Raw genomic sequence first — 17,250 nt, 5'->3', positions numbered from 1 at the left:
ACTGACAGGGAAAAGCGGGTGACAGAGCAAATCGATTATCAGATTGAAAAATACAGATTTACCGAGGCGAATGAACCTCCGCGTCTTACCCGTCAGTGGGCCGACGTTTTAAGCGAGTGCAAGGCGATGCAGGCCGGGGCCGAGGCGCGTCTGCGTATTGCCCTGACCAATGTCGATTACGTTACCAGCTTTGAGCTGCCTTTCCGCCTGCTGCTCGTGCGGACTCCTCAGTTAATTGCCGGGTTGCGTGATGAACTGCAGCTCAGCCAAAAGAATGTCATTTTTAACGGGAAACGGTTTGGCTGTGTCTGGAGCGTGAAGTCCGATTTGAGCGATGTACCTGACGTTTTTCAATATCATCTGTCCACACGTATACGGCGAATGGAAGCGACACAATTGACCGCGGAACCTTTTCTGCAGATAGCCAAAGAAATTAAGCCCCCCACGGAACGTCTGAAGCGTGCTCTGTTAAGTGGTCTGGAGGTAACCGCGCTTGATGCGCTGTTCTGGTTTGGGATCCAGCGGATTGCTGCTGAGGTGTCGCGTTTGAGAAAGGCCGGAATGAGAATTACCACTGCGGAAAAACAGGTATTTGATAATCTTACCGGAACCACTCGCCTTGTGCCGGTGTATCGGCGCGCCGATGAGAGCATGGTGTCCTCTGCAGGAATGCAACGGCAGGAATGACCCTTTATTGTGTAAAGTGAGAGCATGCTTTGGGTTACAGAGGGGGGCCCGGTTAAGGGCGTGATGATATCTTTCAGGAAAGTTAAATCAACAACGTTGCACCAGACGGTGTTATACAGATTTCAAAACCAACTTTAATGACGTCATGTCAGCGTCGTCCCCTCTGTATCCCCGGAACCCTGATTTTAGCAACAAGATAGGGTTGTTGTTCAAGGTTGTGCCCACTCCTCGATTGATGCCTGAAATTTACCTATCACTGGTACTGGGATGAGGCATCCATAAAGTCCCGTGATATTTACTTTTCTGATGAAAATAATAAAAATCATTTAAGTAAATAATAAAAAATGGTGAAGGCCTGTAAATGTCGCCAATTTTTTCACATAGGCAGGCATGTTCTGCCTTTAATTTTTGATAAAAGTACAAAATCAGATATTTCATGTGATTGATGAGATTTTATACAAAATCACCCCTAAATTAAATTGATCACTTGCTGTACACCCTTATTTCATAAGGGTTAAAGGGGTATGCAAGAAAATTCTTATAAATCAGAAAGATGATCTTTGGTTGTTAAGATTTTTAGCGGCAACGTTTTGTTACATTTTTTGGTTTCCGATCGGGCAGGGAACGTTCCTACACTCCGGCTATTGGGTCTTATCCGAAATTTTTTCATTTCAGACAAATGCTCAAAAACACAATGTCGATATGCTGGTGAATGGAATGTGCCCGCTTTTAATTCCGGGGTTTTGATTTTCGTCCGATGACGTGAACCTGGAAGCTGTTCTGGCTGGGTTTGCCTTTCTTATTAATTTCTCACTGGCATTGACCGTTTTTATAACTCCATAAAACAGGGATAGCCATGTCTAACTCTTCTTTTCAGTCCGAAATACCCAAGGCACGTATTAATTTAAAGCTTGATTTGCATACGGGCGGAGCGAGCAAGAAAACTGAGCTCCCCCTGAAATTACTGGTGGCGGGAGACTTCAGTAATGGTCAGGAGACTGCACCACTATCGGAGCGCAAAAAAGTTAATCTGAATAAAAACAACTTTGACTCTGTACTTTCCGAATATTCCCCAATCGTAAATATTACCGTTAAAAACACGCTTGCTGGTGATGGCAGTGAAGACAACATCAATCTGACATTCCAGAGTATTAATGATTTCTCTCCGGAGCAGGTTTCGCGGCAAATACCTCAGCTGAAGGCCATGCTCTCCATGCGCAATTTGCTTCGCGATTTAAAAGCAAACCTGCTTGATAACCAGGCTTTCCGAAAAGAGCTGGAAAAAATTCTTCTCGACCCTGCATTAAGTGCAGAACTCAGAGCCGAACTCTCAGCCCTGGCTCCGAAACAGCCATAACGGCCATATGCTTTTAACGGATTAATAAGGAATATGTTGATGTCTGTAAAAAATGAGAATGCCGCGGGTAACGAGAGTGTAGTGCTTGAACGTCCTGCAGCAGGCGGGGTATATGCGTCCCTGTTTGAAAAAATCAATCTTAACCCTGTCTCTGAGCTAAGTGCGCTTGATATCTGGCAGGATGCACAGGCGATGTCGGATGCAACAGCAGACGAACGTTTAACTGCCGGCATGAAGGTGTTCCTGGAATGTCTGACAAAAGCGGGCTCAAAAGTTGAGAAACTCGACAAAAACCTGATTGACCACCATATCGCGGAACTGGATTACCAGATCAGCCGTCAGCTTGATGCTGTTATGCATCATGAAGACTTTCAGGCGGTAGAAAGTCTGTGGCGCGGTGTGAAATCTCTTGTCGACAAAACCGATTTTCGCCAGAACGTGAAAGTTGAACTCCTGGATATGTCTAAAGAAGACCTGCGTCAGGACTTTGAAGACTGCCCGGAAATCGTCCAAAGTGGGCTGTATAAACATACATATATTGATGAGTATGATACCCCGGGTGGAGAGCCGATTGCTGCGCTGATTTCCGCTTACGAATTTGATGCGTCTGCGCAGGATGTAGCCCTGCTGCGCAACATCTCTAAAGTGTCTGCGGCTGCACATATGCCGTTTATCGGTTCTGCCGGCCCGAAATTCTTCCTGAAAGACAATATGGAGGACGTGGCGGCCATTAAAGATATCGGTAATTACTTTGACCGCGCTGAGTACATCAAGTGGAAATCCTTCCGCGAGACGGATGATTCCCGCTATATCGGTCTGGTCATGCCGCGTGTACTGGGGCGCCTGCCTTATGGTCCGGATACCGTACCTGTGCGTAGCTTCAACTACGTCGAAGAAGTGAAAGGTCCGGATCACAATAGATATTTGTGGACCAATGCTTCCTTTGCCTTTGCGACCAATATGGTACGCAGCTTTATCAACAACGGTTGGTGTGTACAGATACGTGGCCCGCAGGCTGGTGGTGCTGTACAGGATCTGCCTATCCATTTATACGATCTGGGCACTGGCAATCAGGTGAAGATCCCGTCTGAAGTGATGATCCCTGAGACGCGTGAATTTGAATTTGCCAACCTGGGTTTCATTCCATTGTCGTACTACAAAAATCGCGACTACGCGTGCTTTTTCTCTGCGAACTCCACGCAGAAACCGGCGCTTTACGATACCGCCGATGCGACGGCCAACAGCCGCATCAACGCCCGTCTGCCTTACATCTTCCTGCTGTCGCGTATCGCGCACTACCTGAAGCTCATTCAGCGCGAAAACATCGGCACCACTAAGGATCGTCGTCTTCTGGAGCTGGAGCTGAACACCTGGGTTCGCGGTCTGGTGACGGAAATGACCGATCCCGGCGATGAGCTGCAGGCGTCCCACCCACTGCGCGATGCGAAAGTGGTGGTAGAAGATATTGAAGATAACCCGGGCTTCTTCCGCGTGAAGCTGTACGCCGTGCCGCACTTCCAGGTAGAAGGGATGGACGTCAATCTGTCTCTGGTTTCTCAGATGCCGAAAGCCAAATCGTAAGGCGAGGGGAAATCAGGGATGAAAATTTATCGCCCGCTTTGGGAGGATGGGGCAGCTCTTGCCCCACAACAGTTCCAGCAGCAGGCACGCTGGAGTGAGTATGTTGCCGACATGGTCGCCCGAATGGGAATTTCGCATCCCTGGGGTGTGGTTGCGGCTGAATTTGATGATGCCGCACTGGTGCTCTCGCGCCTGAATGCCACCCGTCTGGTGGTTCGTTTTCAGGATGGCACGATTGTTGATACGGGCCTGGCGGATAATCTTCCGCCGGTCTGTGATTTATCCGCCGCAAACGGTTCTGAGGCTGTTGACGTGGTTGTCGCACTACCCCTGCTGAGCGCCAGTGGCGGCAACCTCGATAACGGGCAGGACAGTGAACGCCCGCGTCGCTGGAAAGCCGAACGTATAGTGGTGCAGGAACTGGCTGGCCATGAAAGCGGAGAACTCGCCATTCTGCGTAATGCGCTCACCCTGCGTCTGTCCAGTCAGGAAAACACGGCCTGGCTGACCTGCCCGGTGGCACGTCTGGTACGTAATGCGCAGGGACAGTGGAGCAGGGACCCGGCTTTCATCCCGCCGATGCTTTCCGTTTCTGCAAGCCCACTGCTGACCACCGAACTGGGCGACCTGGTGGTCCGGCTGCAGGCCCGCCGCCGACGTCTGATGGCGATGCGTCGTGAGAGCAATGAGCGGATGGCCGACTTTGCGGTTGCGGATGTCTCCCTGTTCTGGCTGCTTAATGCCCTGAACAGCGCCGAGCCGGTGCTGACGGAACTCCTGCAGACACCTGCACGGCACCCGGAACTGCTGTATCGCGAACTGGCCCGTCTGGCCGGCAGCCTGCTGACCTTCTCACTGGAGCACGATGCCGGAGACATTCCTGCTTATCAGCACGATACACCGGAACGGGTATTCCCACCGTTGTTGGCACTGCTCGATAAGCTGCTGGAAGCGAGCCTGCCGTCGAGAGTAGTGAGTATCCACCTCGAACATCAGGACCAGATCTGGAAGGGTGTCCTGCACGATGCGCGTCTGCGCGAAGGGGCGGACTTCTATCTCTCCGTACGCTCCACCATGCCGAACCATGAACTTCAGACGAAGTTCCCGCAGTTGTGTAAAGCGGGCAGCTTTGATGATGTTTCGGATGTAGTGAATGTGGCCCTGAGCGGGATGATTATCAAGCCTCTGACGCATGTTCCGGCCGCTATCCCGTTACGTCTTGAGAACCAGTATTTCTCTCTTGATCTCAATACTCAGGCGGCAAGAGCGATGCTTGAAATGGGCAACTGCACCTTCTATACCCCGCGTTCGCTGGGGGATGTGAACCTTGAACTCTTTGCGGTGCTGCGCACATGAACAAATCCGAACTCAGCCAGTTAGAACGTATCTTCTACCCTGGCTGGCTGATGGCCAGCCAGCTACGCGGTGGGCAGGAAGTCCGTGATGGAGAAGGGCTCTATCGCCGGGCCAGCCGTCTGGTGCAGGAGGCGAAGATTGCGCTCACGGAGGCAGGCTACAGCAATATCAGCCGCGACCATATGGTGTATGCCCTGTGTGCACTGCTTGATGAGAGCGTGATGAACAGGGGAACCACCGATGATGGATACCTGACCTGGCGGCGTGATCCGTTGCAGGCACATTTTTTTGGCACCCTTAATGCCGGGGAGGAACTGTGGGAACGGATCCGGAAACTGCTGAAAGAAACCGCCCCTGATGCCGCCGTCCTGACCTGCATGTACCGGACCCTGCAGCTGGGATTCGTTGGTCAGTATCGCGCCCAGGACGACGAGCGTCGCGAGGATATTGTTCGCGCGCTCGCTGAACGGGTACCGGCCTTCACGTTGGCACAGGACGCCCCCATTGTTTCCCGCGCTTCACGCCTGCGCAGCGGCCGTCGGTGGTACTGGCTGTCCTGGATTGCGGCCACTGTTGCCCTGGCGGCTCTCTGGTTCTTCCTTTCGTCTTCGCTTGCCGAGCTGGTAAGCCAGACTGTCAGGCCGGGGTAAGCGATGCGGGATGTGTACCGAAGTCTGTTAACTGCCCTGGGTGCCGTGCTGGCGCTGTGGCTCATCCTGGGATTCTGGCCACTGTCCACGGGCAGCCGTGTGGCGCTCAGCCTGCTGGTTGTTCTGGTGTCCGGGGTAATGTTCTGGCGTCAGCATCAGGCTTCTCAGATCCGCGTCACCGCTGTCCGGGGGATTATGGATGAAAACCTGCCGCCGGAAGATTTTCAGGGGGCGGTGATCCTCGCCTGTGGTGATAACGTCCTGCTGTTTATGTCTGGATACCGTCACCGGGAAACCCGACAGGGCTGGTATTTATGGGTGAAGGATGCGGAACAACTGCCTCTCTTTGCACAGCACCTGAGTCTGGTTCGCCCGGCACTGGTATCGCAAACCTCCGTCATGCTGGCGGTGGCACCCGAGCTACACACATCCGGTGATGATTTTACACAGTCTCTGCGGGGCTGGCAGCGTGCTGTCGTCCAGTGCCGTGCGGCATTCGGCACGATCCCTCTACTGTGGACCGTGACCTGGGTATCGCCACCAGCGGCCTGCATGGATGCAGAGTCCGTCTGGTTTACCTCCGTAAGTCAACGGAGCGGTATTCAGGTATATCAACCCGGTCAGGGAAATATGTCACTGACGGAATGGACCCGCGAGACCGAAACAGACGGACGACTTTCCCGTCTGAGCCAGAGCCTGTGGCTGGACAGTCTGCTTGCCTGGCAGAGTTGTGCGGTCAATGACCTGCTGTCGGTACGACAGGGCGAGCTGCCGGTGATGACGCCCTGCGTGCAGGGCATATGTATGGCGCCGGTGAACGGTATCACGGGCAATCTCTGGCAACAGCACATCACCGCCGTGACGGCGCTGCCACCGGATACTGCCGTTACCCCAGAACCCCTGCCGCTGCCTGAATTACTGCTGGCGGCGTTACCGCGCCGACGTGGCGTCAGCCGCAGGATGGTGTTCTGGCGTTATGCCGGGCTGCTGGGGGGCATTTTCCTTGCGCTGGCTATGCTGGCGTCCTGGGTGAACAACCAGCGCTTGATCCGCAATGTCAGCGACCATCTTGCATTATACCAACAACTGACCGGCACACCGGCTGCGCCGAAATTGCGGGCGCAGCAGCGGTTGCGGGCTGATCGGGCATTGCTGGACGACTGGCAGCGCCGTGGGGAGCCGCTGCGTTATCGCCTGGGTCTGTATCAGGGACTGCGGCTGGTTCCGCCTGTTGAGGCAGCCGTCAGCGACTGGGCACCTCCGCCACCGCCTCCACCGGTCATTAAGAAAATCATTCAGGGTCCGAAAACCATTCGACTCGACAGTATGTCGTTGTTTGATTCCGGTAAATCGGCGCTGAAGGCCGGGTCAACCAAAATGCTGGTGCTTTCTCTGGTCGGCGTTAAGGCGAAACCGGGCTGGCTGATTGTCGTGTCCGGACATACCGATAACACCGGCAATCCGCAACTGAACCAGACGCTGTCACTGAAACGTGCTGAAGCGGTGCGCAACTGGATGCGTGACACCGGCGATGTGCCGGAAAGCTGTTTTGCGGTGCAGGGCTATGGCGAAAGCCGTCCTGTCGCAACCAACGACACTGTGGAAGGGCGTGCGCTCAACCGTCGTGTCGAAATCAGTCTGGTACCGCAGGCCAATGCCTGTCAGATACCGGGCAAACACCCGGCGCCATCGCAGGATGATGGCGCATCACAATTAAATGGAGAGTAATTCCATGGCAATTCCTGTTTATCTTTGGCTGAAAGACGACGGCGGTGCGGACATTAAAGGGTCTGTAGACGTCCAGGATCGCGAAGGCAGCATCGAAGTGGTCGCTCAGGAACATAATCTGTACATCCCTACCGATAACAACACCGGCAAGCTGACTGGCACCCGTATCCACACGCCGTTTCTGTTCACCAAAGAAATCGATTCGTCCAGTCCGTACCTGTACAAGGCTGTGACCACCGGTCAGACCCTGAAATCTGCAGAATTCAAGTGGTACAAAATCAACGATGCGGGCCAGGAAGTGGAGTACTTCAACACCAGACTGGAAAACGTGAAAGTGGTGAAAGTAAATCCTGAAATGTATGACATCAAGGATCCTGCAAAAGAGAAGCACAACCACCTTGAGCGTATAGAACTGCGTTACGAAAAAATCACCTGGACCTACAAGGACGGCAACATCATTCATTCCGATTCCTGGAACGAACGCGCCACCGCGTAAGTCACGAAGCGGACAGGGCTTTTCTGTCCGCTTTTTTGCCGAGCGTCTGTCATTACGGGCGCTGAGCAAAGAACCCCACAATCTGCCTGCCCGACTGTATGCGCTTTGGTCCCCTGAACGGGAAGCAGCGAAGGGCGGTAGCGTGCCCGGAGCCATCAAGAGAGAGAAAAATGGAAAATCCAGCCATCCTGTTACGTCGTCTGAATCCGTACTGTGCCCGCGCGATGGAAGGGGCGGCTTCACTCTGCCAGACCCGTGCCCATGCAGAAATCCTGCCTGAGCACTGGCTGCTGAAATTGCTGGAGCAGGGGGAGGGAGACCTGACGGTACTGGCACGTCGCTACGAGTGGGATATGGACAGCATCTGGCAGGGTTTGCTCGGCTGGCTGGATAATCAACCGCGTTCGGTGCGCACCCGCCCGCAGTTATCCGCCGAGCTTCAGAAATTGATGCAGGAAGCCTGGATGCTGGCTTCGCTGGCAGGTGAAGAGCACATCCGTAGCATTCACCTTCTTATGGCGCTGACGGAAAATCAGCGACTTGCTCACTGTGACGGGCTGTGGCCTTTGCTGACGCTGGGCCAGAGTCAACTTGCACGCCTTCGTCCTTTGCTGGATGCGCAGTCAGACGAACGCCCGGAGGTGCAACACGAAGAGCAACTGGCACAAGAACATGGTGGTGAAGTGGAGTTTGTCGGCCGTCCGGTCGGTGCAGAACTGAGAGAAGGCGAACTCAGCCCGGCGCTGCAGAACGCACTGGATAAATTCACCCTCGATGTCACCGCCAAAGCTAAAGAGGGCAAGATTGATCCGGTGTTCGGGCGTGATACGGAAATCCGTCAGATGGTCGACATTCTCTCGCGCCGTCGTAAGAACAACCCGATTCTGGTCGGTGAGCCGGGCGTGGGAAAAACCGCGCTGGTGGAGGGGCTTGCATTACGCATCGCCGGGGGCAACGTACCGGAAGCCCTCAAGCAGGTTGTTCTGCGCACGCTTGACCTCGGTCTGCTGCAGGCGGGCGCGGGCGTGAAAGGAGAATTTGAACAGCGTCTTAAAAATGTCATCGATGCTGTGCAGCAATCGCCAGTGCCGATTTTACTGTTTATCGATGAAGCTCACACTCTTATCGGTGCCGGTAACCAGGCGGGCGGGGCAGATGCGGCCAACCTGCTAAAACCTGCGCTGGCTCGCGGCGAACTCAGAACCATTGCTGCCACCACCTGGTCTGAATATAAACAATATTTTGAGCGCGATGCCGCGCTGGAGCGCCGCTTCCAGATGGTGAAAGTGGACGAACCGGACGACGATACCGCTTGCCTGATGCTACGTGGCCTGAAATCGCGCTATGCCGAACATCATAATGTGCATATCACTGATGACGCGGTCCGTGCCGCGGTCACGCTATCTCGTCGCTATCTAACCGGTCGTCAGCTGCCTGACAAGGCCATTGACCTGCTGGACACCGCCGCTGCCCGCGTGCGTATGAGCCTCGATACCGTACCCGAACAGTTGACCCGCATTCGCGCGCAGATGACCTCGCTTGAAATGGAGAAGCAGGCGCTGCTGGAAGATATCGCCGTCGGCAACAAGGGCCATGGTGGTCGACTGACCGCCATCGAGCGGGAAGAAAATACCCTTATCATTGCACTTGATGAACTTGAAACCCAGTACGGCCAGGAACTGAAACTCACCGAACAACTGCTGGAATACCGTCAGGATATATCCCGCCAGAGTGAGGCCCATAAGCTGCAGCAAGCGCTGAATGGTATGCAACACGACAACCCGCTACTTTCCGTTGATGTGGATGTGCGTACCGTGGCCACCGTTATTGCCGACTGGACAGGCGTGCCGCTGTCTTCCTTGATGAAAGACGAGCAGACTGAACTGCTGAGTCTGGGAAACGAAATGGGCAAGCGCGTGGTCGGCCAGGATAGGGCGCTTGAAGCCATCGCCCATCGCCTGCGTGCCGCGAAAACCGGGCTTACGTCGGAGAACGGCCCTCAGGGGGTATTTCTGCTGGTTGGCCCGAGCGGTGTGGGGAAAACCGAAACAGCGCTGGCGCTAACCGATGTGCTGTACGGCGGCGAAAAGTCGCTGATTACCATCAACCTTTCTGAATACCAGGAGCCGCACACGGTTTCCCAGCTGAAGGGCTCGCCTCCGGGCTATGTCGGTTATGGCCAGGGCGGCATTCTGACCGAAGCGGTGCGCAAGCGTCCGTACAGCGTGGTGCTGCTGGATGAAGTGGAAAAGGCGCACCGCGACGTCATGAACCTGTTCTATCAGGTCTTTGACCGCGGCTTTATGCGCGACGGAGAAGGGCGAGAAATCGACTTCCGTAATACCGTAATTCTGATGACCTCCAACCTCGGCAGCGACCACATCATGCAACTGCTGGACGAACAGCCGAAGGCCAGCGAAAGCGATCTACAGGAACTGCTGCGCCCGATTTTACGTGACCACTTCCAGCCGGCGCTGCTGGCCCGTTTCCAGACGGTGATTTACCGCCCGCTACATGAGGCTGCCATGCGCACCATCGTGGAAATGAAACTCACGCAGGTGAGCAGGCGCCTGCATCGTCATTACGGCCTGACCACGCAGATTGATGAGAGCCTGTATGACGCGCTGACTGCCGCCTGTCTGCTGCCGGATACCGGCGCGCGTAACGTTGACAGTCTGCTCAATCAACAAATTCTGCCTGTGCTGAGTCAACAACTGCTGACTCACATGGCCGCGAAACAGAAACCAACGTCTCTGACTATGGGTTGGAGTGAGGAAGAGGGTATCGGGCTGGAGTTTGATGTGCGCTCTGGTTCTGTAATTGATGGGTAGTGATATGGACAGCGCAAAAGAGATTGCCAGAGATATGCTTGAGGCCATTAATATCGATGGATCCGGTTTTGTCGGCGCCGTGGCTAAAGGCGTTATTTCCTTACCCGTTAGCTTTGCCTATCTTGGCTATGATTTTATAGACACTGAACACTGCAGAGAGAATCAGGATGATAAATTTCGGTTAGCAAGGCTGATCAAAACTATCACTTTTGATAAAGAAACTGTTTATAACATTATCAAGCCATTTATCGATGATTTCATCTCTCGGGTTGATATATCTGCTGTCGGTCTTCAAATTACTGGCAGTAGTGTGGGGAAAGCACTTTTTTCACAATTGACCGGCGTGCAGCTAGGATATGTGATTTCGGATCGAGCAACAACGGCACTGTTTGCGGGGACCGTCATTGGATCATTACTTTCGATTGGTGCAGAAGCATCACGTGCTATTTATACGTCACGATATTTACGAGGCAGGAATCCTAAGATTTATTATAAATTAAAAGGTATGGGGGGTGTGGACCTTTTATATTTTCTCGTTGAAGATACAGTAAAGCCATTTGAAATGGCATGCGCCATTGGTGAATGCAACTCAGAAGAGTTTAATGAGATTTGTAAATACTTTTTTGGTGACTTATGAATTTTAAAAGCACTATTATTTTTGTCATTTTTAAGGGTGCTTGTGCTGTTGGTGCAACTTTAGTGCTTGTGGGACTCATTATGTCTTGTTGGTTCTTTTTTGTATCAGAGCTAGAGAACAAATTCTACTGGGGAGGGCTGGCTTTTGTTGTTACATGCGTTGGATATGTAATCTATCTATATGCATTCCCAAAAATTCATAAGAAATGGGAGGAACATTATTAGTTTTATTAGGCGCCTGGTTTAAATTGGACGTTATGAACATAAAAGATTTCATACTTATCATTGTTTCACGGATCATTGCCAGCCTCGGGATGACACCAGGAACTATCAGTATAGTTATACTCTGTATAATGCTACTTCTTTTCTGCCAATTCTTACCGCTTTATTCCAGGTGGGGAAGGTGTAGTGGACTTGCTCATAGGCTCTGGACTTTACAAACTCGCCCTGAAATATATTTATGTTGAGTGGAAGCATTATAGATAGTATTCATCATACTGTGGAGTTTGATTTTATTCAATATCATTCTGGCCCGGGACAGGAGCTATAGAAATGGAAGATATATTTAAAATGACAGAGGGTATCCTTAATCGCTATAAACTCGATATTCCTTCCTGTCCTTATCCATTAGATGTGGAACGTTTTGACGGTTTAGAACAAATGAGTGCTCTTTATCATTATACTATTCGATTTACCAGTTCACATCCGGACATTACGGCTGAAATGATGTTGAGTAAAACCGTTACGCTGAGCATGGGGGTGGGGGAACTATTTAATTCTATGGTCGGTAAAATTGTTCATGGTGTAGTGACAAATTTCCGACGCCTGACCGGTTCACGCGATCAGGTTACATATGAAATTATTCTGGAACCTTTTATATCCTTACTGGACAAGCAGTTTCGTACTCACCGTTTCTTCGTCAACAAATCAGTGCCGGAAGTAGTAGAGCAAATTCTTGGCGAGCATGGTTTGAAGGGATGGGAGTATGAGTTCAAGCTTAAACAAACTTACCCAAAACGGGAACAGATAAACCAGTACCAGGAAAGTGACCTGGAGTTTATCGAACGCCTGCTGGCCGAGGCGGGAATTTTCTACTTCTTCACTCTGCAGCCGGACACGCAAACTGAAGTGGTGCACTTTGCTGACAAGCAGAGCGCCTGGACGTTTGGCAAATCGCTACCTCTCAGCAGCCCGTCAGGGATGAATGATAATGCTGCCGAATCGGTGTGGGGCGTTAACGTTCAACAGAACGTGGTGGAGCGTTCTGTCACGGCCAGTGACTATAACCACCGTGAAGCCCAGAACATCCTGACTTCAGTACCGGCTGACATGACCCGCGGGGACGGGGAGGGGAACACTTACGGTGATGTGTATCACTACCGGCCACGTCACCTTGAACGTGGCGATAAAATTACGCCGGCGGCAGAAACCGGTAACTTCTGGGCGCGCCTGGAGCATGAGCGCTTTCTGTCCACCCAGACCACGGTAACCGGCAGCAGCACCGACCACACCCTGGGGCCGGCGCAGGTGCTGACCATCACCGAAATGGCTATCCCACCAACACTGCCCCGCGAAACGGAGAACGGTGTTGTTATTATCCGCACTGGCTACTCTGCAAGCCGTAAGAATGCCCTGAAGGTGGCATGGGTAGCGGTGCCTTACTACGAGAACCGCTGCTGGCGTCCTGCTGCTAAAAAGCGCCCGGTGGTCAGCGGCACCCTGACGGCCCGCGTGACCAGCGCCAAAGATAACGACATCTACGCCTGGCAGGATGCATCAGGCATGTACCGGGTGAAATTTGATGCTGACCGTGACGACAAGCGTCAGGGCATGGAAAGTATGCCGGTACGTTTTGCCAAACCTTATGGCGGTGACAAATACGGCTTCCACTTCCCGCTGATACAGGGTACTGAAGTCGCCATTGCGTTCCATGAAGGTGACCCGGACCGTCCTTATATAGCGCACGCAATGCATGACTCCCGCCACGTTGACCACGTCACTGAAGCCAACAGTACGCGCAACGTTATCCGCACAGCTGGCCTGAATAAACTGCGGATGGAGGACAAGCGCGGCGAAGAGCACGTTAAGCTCAGTACAGAATACGGAGGTAAGACCCAACTTAATTTAGGGCACAACGTCAATGCTTCCAGGGTTCTTCGTGGTGAAGGGGCAGAGTTGCGCACTAACGACTGGGTCAGCGTTCGTGGTGGTAAGGGCATTCTGCTTACTGCAGATGCTCAGCCTGACGTCGGCAGTAAAATGCTTGAAATGGACAGGGCTGTAGAACAACTGGAGCAGGCACTCACGCTGGCAAGAAGCCTCCAGGCTGCTGCGAAAGGGGCACAGGCGACAGTATCTGACATCGACAGCCAAAAGACGCTAAACAGCTCACTGAAATATCTGAAAATGCCAGGAATGCTGGCCAGTGCTCCCGCTGGAATAGGCATTCTCAGTCCTGAGGCTGTCCGGCTTGCTTCAGGCGGGGCAAGTATTGGCCTCATGTCAGGTAAAAACACGGATATCAGTACCGGGCAATCGTTCACTGTAGCGGCAAGCGAGGCTGTAAGTTTGTTTGCACAGGCTGCAGGAATGAAAATGTATGCTGGGGCAGGGAAGGTTGATATTCAGGCGCAGGCGGATGCCATGAATGTCTCGGCGCTACAGGACATCACCATCACCAGTGGTCAGGGAAGTGTAAAGGTGAATGCCAGCCAGGAGCTGGTTTTAAGTTGTGGGGGCGCTTATATAAAGCTTAGCGGCGGGAATATTGAACTGGGATGTCCGGGAAATATTTTGCTGAAAGCGGCCAATGTTAATCAGACCGGTCCTGCCAGTTTAGATACTCCGCCTGTAACTTTTCCTAAAGGGTACAGTGAAGGGTTTATCACAACATCATCGGCCAGCGGAGCAGTCAAGCCTTTCACCACATATAAAATTACAACGGCTGAAGGGGAGGTTTATGAGGGCATTTCCGGTGCAGAAGGAGAGACTTCTCCAATATTTACGTCTATGCCATCGCAGTTAAAAATCGAATATCCGCGAAATATAGCTGATAGCCAGGAGGGCGAATAAAATGACTACAGCTGTATCCTCACTCTGCCGTAAAAACCCCCATGCTCCATGCGAAGAGCAGAAGCCCTACTGGGTAGAATTTCAACTGGTTGATGAGCAGGGCGAACCTGTGGCGAATATGCCATGGACTGCTGAAAGTTCACACCCTGTTTCCGGGCCAGTCGATAACTTTACGTATACAGGTCAAAGTGACTCAGATGGGCTTATTCGCATTGATATGCCGCATGGACTTGAATTGGCTCTGAAATTAGAATCGACTGCTTTAGTAAATGAAATGGAGAAGAGAGCGCTTCGCCCAGGTAGAGATGCAGAAAACGATTCTTTAGTTAGACAGCCTGCAGTAGATGCCGGTCATATCTGGCATTACGCCGTGGTCGGTGAACTTAGTTCAGGTTATCCTAATATCGAATTGCATAAAGGCGAAACCTTACCATCCTTCCATTTTCCATCTAACAAGTCTTTCAAAGGGCTTACCGTCCGGACAAATGAACTTGAAAAGCGACATATTATTGAAATTTGCCCTTTTAGAGCATGGGAGTTGGTATTACATCACCAGGATGAATATTCAATGGCAAATGCCATCAACCTCGGAGCAAGTGCCTCTCTAGCTTATGCCGATGATAAAGCACTCCGGCCGGAATCAATAACACGATTTTATATAAACCAGTGCCAAGATTTATCGCGTTTACCTCAGCTCCATAAAGGCGGTTTTAGTTACAATACACTAGTGCAGGATGTACCATTTAGCGAGCGATATAATCCTCCTGTTTTCATGGATACCTCTAGAGACACCTCGAAGACTGATAATAAAAGTGGCAGCACCTCTGGAGGGGGGAACTCAGCAAAACCAGAAGGCGATACTCAACTATATTATGTTTACAATACAGATAAAGTCATTGTCGCATGGAGAGGGACTGCAGGGTTGTATGATGTCGGAACGGATCTGGCATTTAGTCCTGTTAGCACTGAGGTATGTGATGTAAATAAAACTATGTGCACAAACTTGAGTCCTGCTGGAAAAGTGCACGATGGATTCCTAAGTGGATATAGTAGATCTGAACGGCTTTTTTCTTCTGAGTTTGATGAGCTCTTAACTTTAATTAGAGCACGAAATTTATTTGTTTGCGGCCATAGTTTGGGGGGAGCGCTTGCATTAATTTACTCTTCTGCACTAAAGTCTGAAAAACCTTTGCTCTACACATATGGTATGCCCCGTACCTTTACCAAGGAGGCAGTTCAGCAGTTATCCGAAATCACCCATTTCCGTCATGTAAATGATAATGATCCCGTTCCAGCAGTTCCACCCGAAGCGAGTCTAGATAATGCGTTATATAACCTCTGGGGACCACTTGGGAAAACTTTAGGGATGCTGTGGTCTATTGGAGAACTTCTGGCTTACCAAGCTATATCTTGGGGGGATTGCTTTTGGCACCATGGTAATCCAGTTGTATTTCTAACTGCGACACAAAGTCGTGAGTGGCAAGAATGTAAAACAAGTTTGCCCGTACCTGCTGGTTGCATAAATTTAAAAAGGCTTCTTCCGATAAAAGCTAAATTATATCTTGTTCCTTCTTTGTCGGACCAAGAGATGCAAACTGCAGGCCGTAAACAAAAGGAGTTCAGAAGGTCACTAACGGCTAGTAAGCTGGAAGAGATTTTTCCTGAAGGACAAAATCCCGACCGTGGAGCAGATTTAACATTTGGCGATCATTTCATGACGTCGTATATGCCTTACATGAATAATAAATTATTGGAACTAATAGATAACGAAGGATTGGTTGAGAACCGGAATTTTACTGAGCATCTATATAATGTAGATCGTTTTAAAGAGCAAATGTCGGAACATAAAGATGAAATTCCTGAAAAGGAATATGAAAGAAATGAGATATTCCTTGGCATAGAAGGGTTATTGAAGGCATCACTATCTCCTACTCTGTCTGAATCTTATGGGAATGATGCGCTAGTTCGATTTGCCATTTATGGTGATGAGGTGATTGAAAATGCTTAATAAAAACAAATTCATTTTTTTACCGCTTGTCTTTTTTATAGTCGGAGGTTGTAGTCATGCCACAAGCAATGCAATTTCCCCTCCAGCGGATACCAAATGGGTGACTGTTGAGGTTAGTAATCCTTCAAAATACACAAGACCATTTCCTCTTGAAGTTAGATATATTTCACGTGAATGCCAGAAAAAAAGAGTGAACGGATTTGATGGTTCTGTGGATGCGGAATTAAGCTATAACGTTATTAAAGTACCTTTACAACAGCAGAATGGTGATAAATGGAAAGGTACAGTCGCTATTACTGGCGGGGGGGAGTGTGTATGGAGCTTAAGCGCAATCAATGTGGGTATTGAATATATAGATGCTACACATCTTGGGAATGATTTAGTGCCTGGAACTGCGGTTGGTGTAACTATTGCTTTTGATGCTGATGCTGCGCGGAATGGACAATTTGACACAGTGGCGGGGAATGATTTTAATTACACTCCAAAATACTATCCTTTTATAAAAAAATGGAATGATAGCCCACAGTCTACTATGCGGGATAAATTATATCTTTTCGGTAAGGAAGATGCGTTTTGGAAAGTGAAGTTGGACTATAAACCTAACGAAAATGTTTTAATAAATTACAATCCCTCTATAGACGAAAGTAAAAAAGTATTGATGATATTCCCTAATAAGAAGGGGAAAGATGCTATGTACTCTTTTGTCTATCCAGATGGGAGCGTCATTTCATCAAAAAACACAACGCCTGATTTTAGCAAAGTCAACGGATCTGGTGGGAAATAACCTGCTGATCAGCTTTGTTTTCCCTATTTGAGGGAGACGTGATTTTGCTTACTAAGATAAAGTT

The 17,250-nt window shown here is 50.7% G+C and carries 12 protein-coding genes; all 12 read left to right on the top strand.

Features of this window, described 5'->3' with window-relative positions; translation table 11 throughout:
• Positions 1 to 18: 18 nt before the first annotated feature.
• Positions 19 to 687 carry a helix-turn-helix domain-containing protein gene (locus ACN9MQ_RS16015; protein ID WP_426021541.1) on the top strand — a complete coding sequence of 223 codons (669 nt, stop codon included), beginning with the start codon at positions 19 to 21 and terminating at the stop codon, positions 685 to 687.
• An 856-nt stretch (positions 688 to 1,543) separates the two neighbouring features.
• Positions 1,544 to 2,044 (top strand): type VI secretion system contractile sheath small subunit, encoded by a 501-nt coding sequence (gene tssB / locus ACN9MQ_RS16010; RefSeq protein ID WP_025204527.1) that lies wholly within the window; start codon positions 1,544 to 1,546, stop codon positions 2,042 to 2,044.
• Between the two features lie 33 nt (positions 2,045 to 2,077).
• The gene (gene tssC / locus ACN9MQ_RS16005; RefSeq protein WP_426021542.1) at positions 2,078 to 3,625 is read left to right on the top strand and encodes a type VI secretion system contractile sheath large subunit; all 1,548 of its coding nucleotides are present in this window, start codon (positions 2,078 to 2,080) and stop codon (positions 3,623 to 3,625) included.
• Between the two features lie 18 nt (positions 3,626 to 3,643).
• Positions 3,644 to 4,981, top strand: a complete 1,338-nt coding sequence (tssK, locus tag ACN9MQ_RS16000) for a type VI secretion system baseplate subunit TssK (protein ID WP_426021543.1) — start codon at positions 3,644 to 3,646, stop codon at positions 4,979 to 4,981.
• Positions 4,978 to 5,631 (top strand): type VI secretion system protein TssL, short form, encoded by a 654-nt coding sequence (gene tssL, locus ACN9MQ_RS15995; protein WP_032678639.1) that lies wholly within the window; start codon positions 4,978 to 4,980, stop codon positions 5,629 to 5,631. Before tssK ends, tssL begins: the two co-directional genes overlap by 4 nt.
• A 3-nt stretch (positions 5,632 to 5,634) precedes the next feature.
• A complete protein-coding gene (locus ACN9MQ_RS15990) occupies positions 5,635 to 7,359 on the top strand; it encodes an OmpA family protein (protein WP_426262654.1) in 1,725 nt (574 codons plus the stop codon).
• A gap of 4 nt (positions 7,360 to 7,363) precedes the next feature.
• The gene (gene hcp / locus ACN9MQ_RS15985) at positions 7,364 to 7,855 is read left to right on the top strand and encodes a type VI secretion system effector Hcp (protein ID WP_032678638.1); all 492 of its coding nucleotides are present in this window, start codon (positions 7,364 to 7,366) and stop codon (positions 7,853 to 7,855) included.
• Between the two features lie 170 nt (positions 7,856 to 8,025).
• Positions 8,026 to 10,686, top strand: a complete 2,661-nt coding sequence (gene tssH, locus ACN9MQ_RS15980; RefSeq protein WP_426021545.1) for a type VI secretion system ATPase TssH — start codon at positions 8,026 to 8,028, stop codon at positions 10,684 to 10,686.
• A gap of 4 nt (positions 10,687 to 10,690) precedes the next feature.
• Positions 10,691 to 11,323 carry a hypothetical protein gene (locus ACN9MQ_RS15975; RefSeq protein WP_426021546.1) on the top strand — a complete coding sequence of 211 codons (633 nt, stop codon included), beginning with the start codon at positions 10,691 to 10,693 and terminating at the stop codon, positions 11,321 to 11,323.
• Positions 11,324 to 11,874: 551 nt separating this feature from the next.
• Positions 11,875 to 14,394 carry a type VI secretion system Vgr family protein gene (locus tag ACN9MQ_RS15970; protein ID WP_426262653.1) on the top strand — a complete coding sequence of 840 codons (2,520 nt, stop codon included), beginning with the start codon at positions 11,875 to 11,877 and terminating at the stop codon, positions 14,392 to 14,394.
• Position 14,395: 1 nt separating this feature from the next.
• A complete protein-coding gene (locus tag ACN9MQ_RS15965; protein ID WP_426021346.1) occupies positions 14,396 to 16,402 on the top strand; it encodes a lipase family protein in 2,007 nt (668 codons plus the stop codon).
• Positions 16,395 to 17,186, top strand: coding sequence for a hypothetical protein (locus tag ACN9MQ_RS15960; protein WP_426021347.1), 792 nt, complete (start codon positions 16,395 to 16,397; stop codon positions 17,184 to 17,186). The genes ACN9MQ_RS15965 and ACN9MQ_RS15960 overlap by 8 nt, the downstream gene beginning before the upstream one ends.
• Positions 17,187 to 17,250 lie beyond the last annotated feature (64 nt).

This window comes from Enterobacter sp. R-25 (assembly GCF_049913205.1).
Lineage (GTDB): Bacteria > Pseudomonadota > Gammaproteobacteria > Enterobacterales > Enterobacteriaceae > Enterobacter > Enterobacter ludwigii.
Note: the sequence above shows the minus strand (reverse complement) of the source record. Positions and strands in the feature narration are given on the sequence as shown.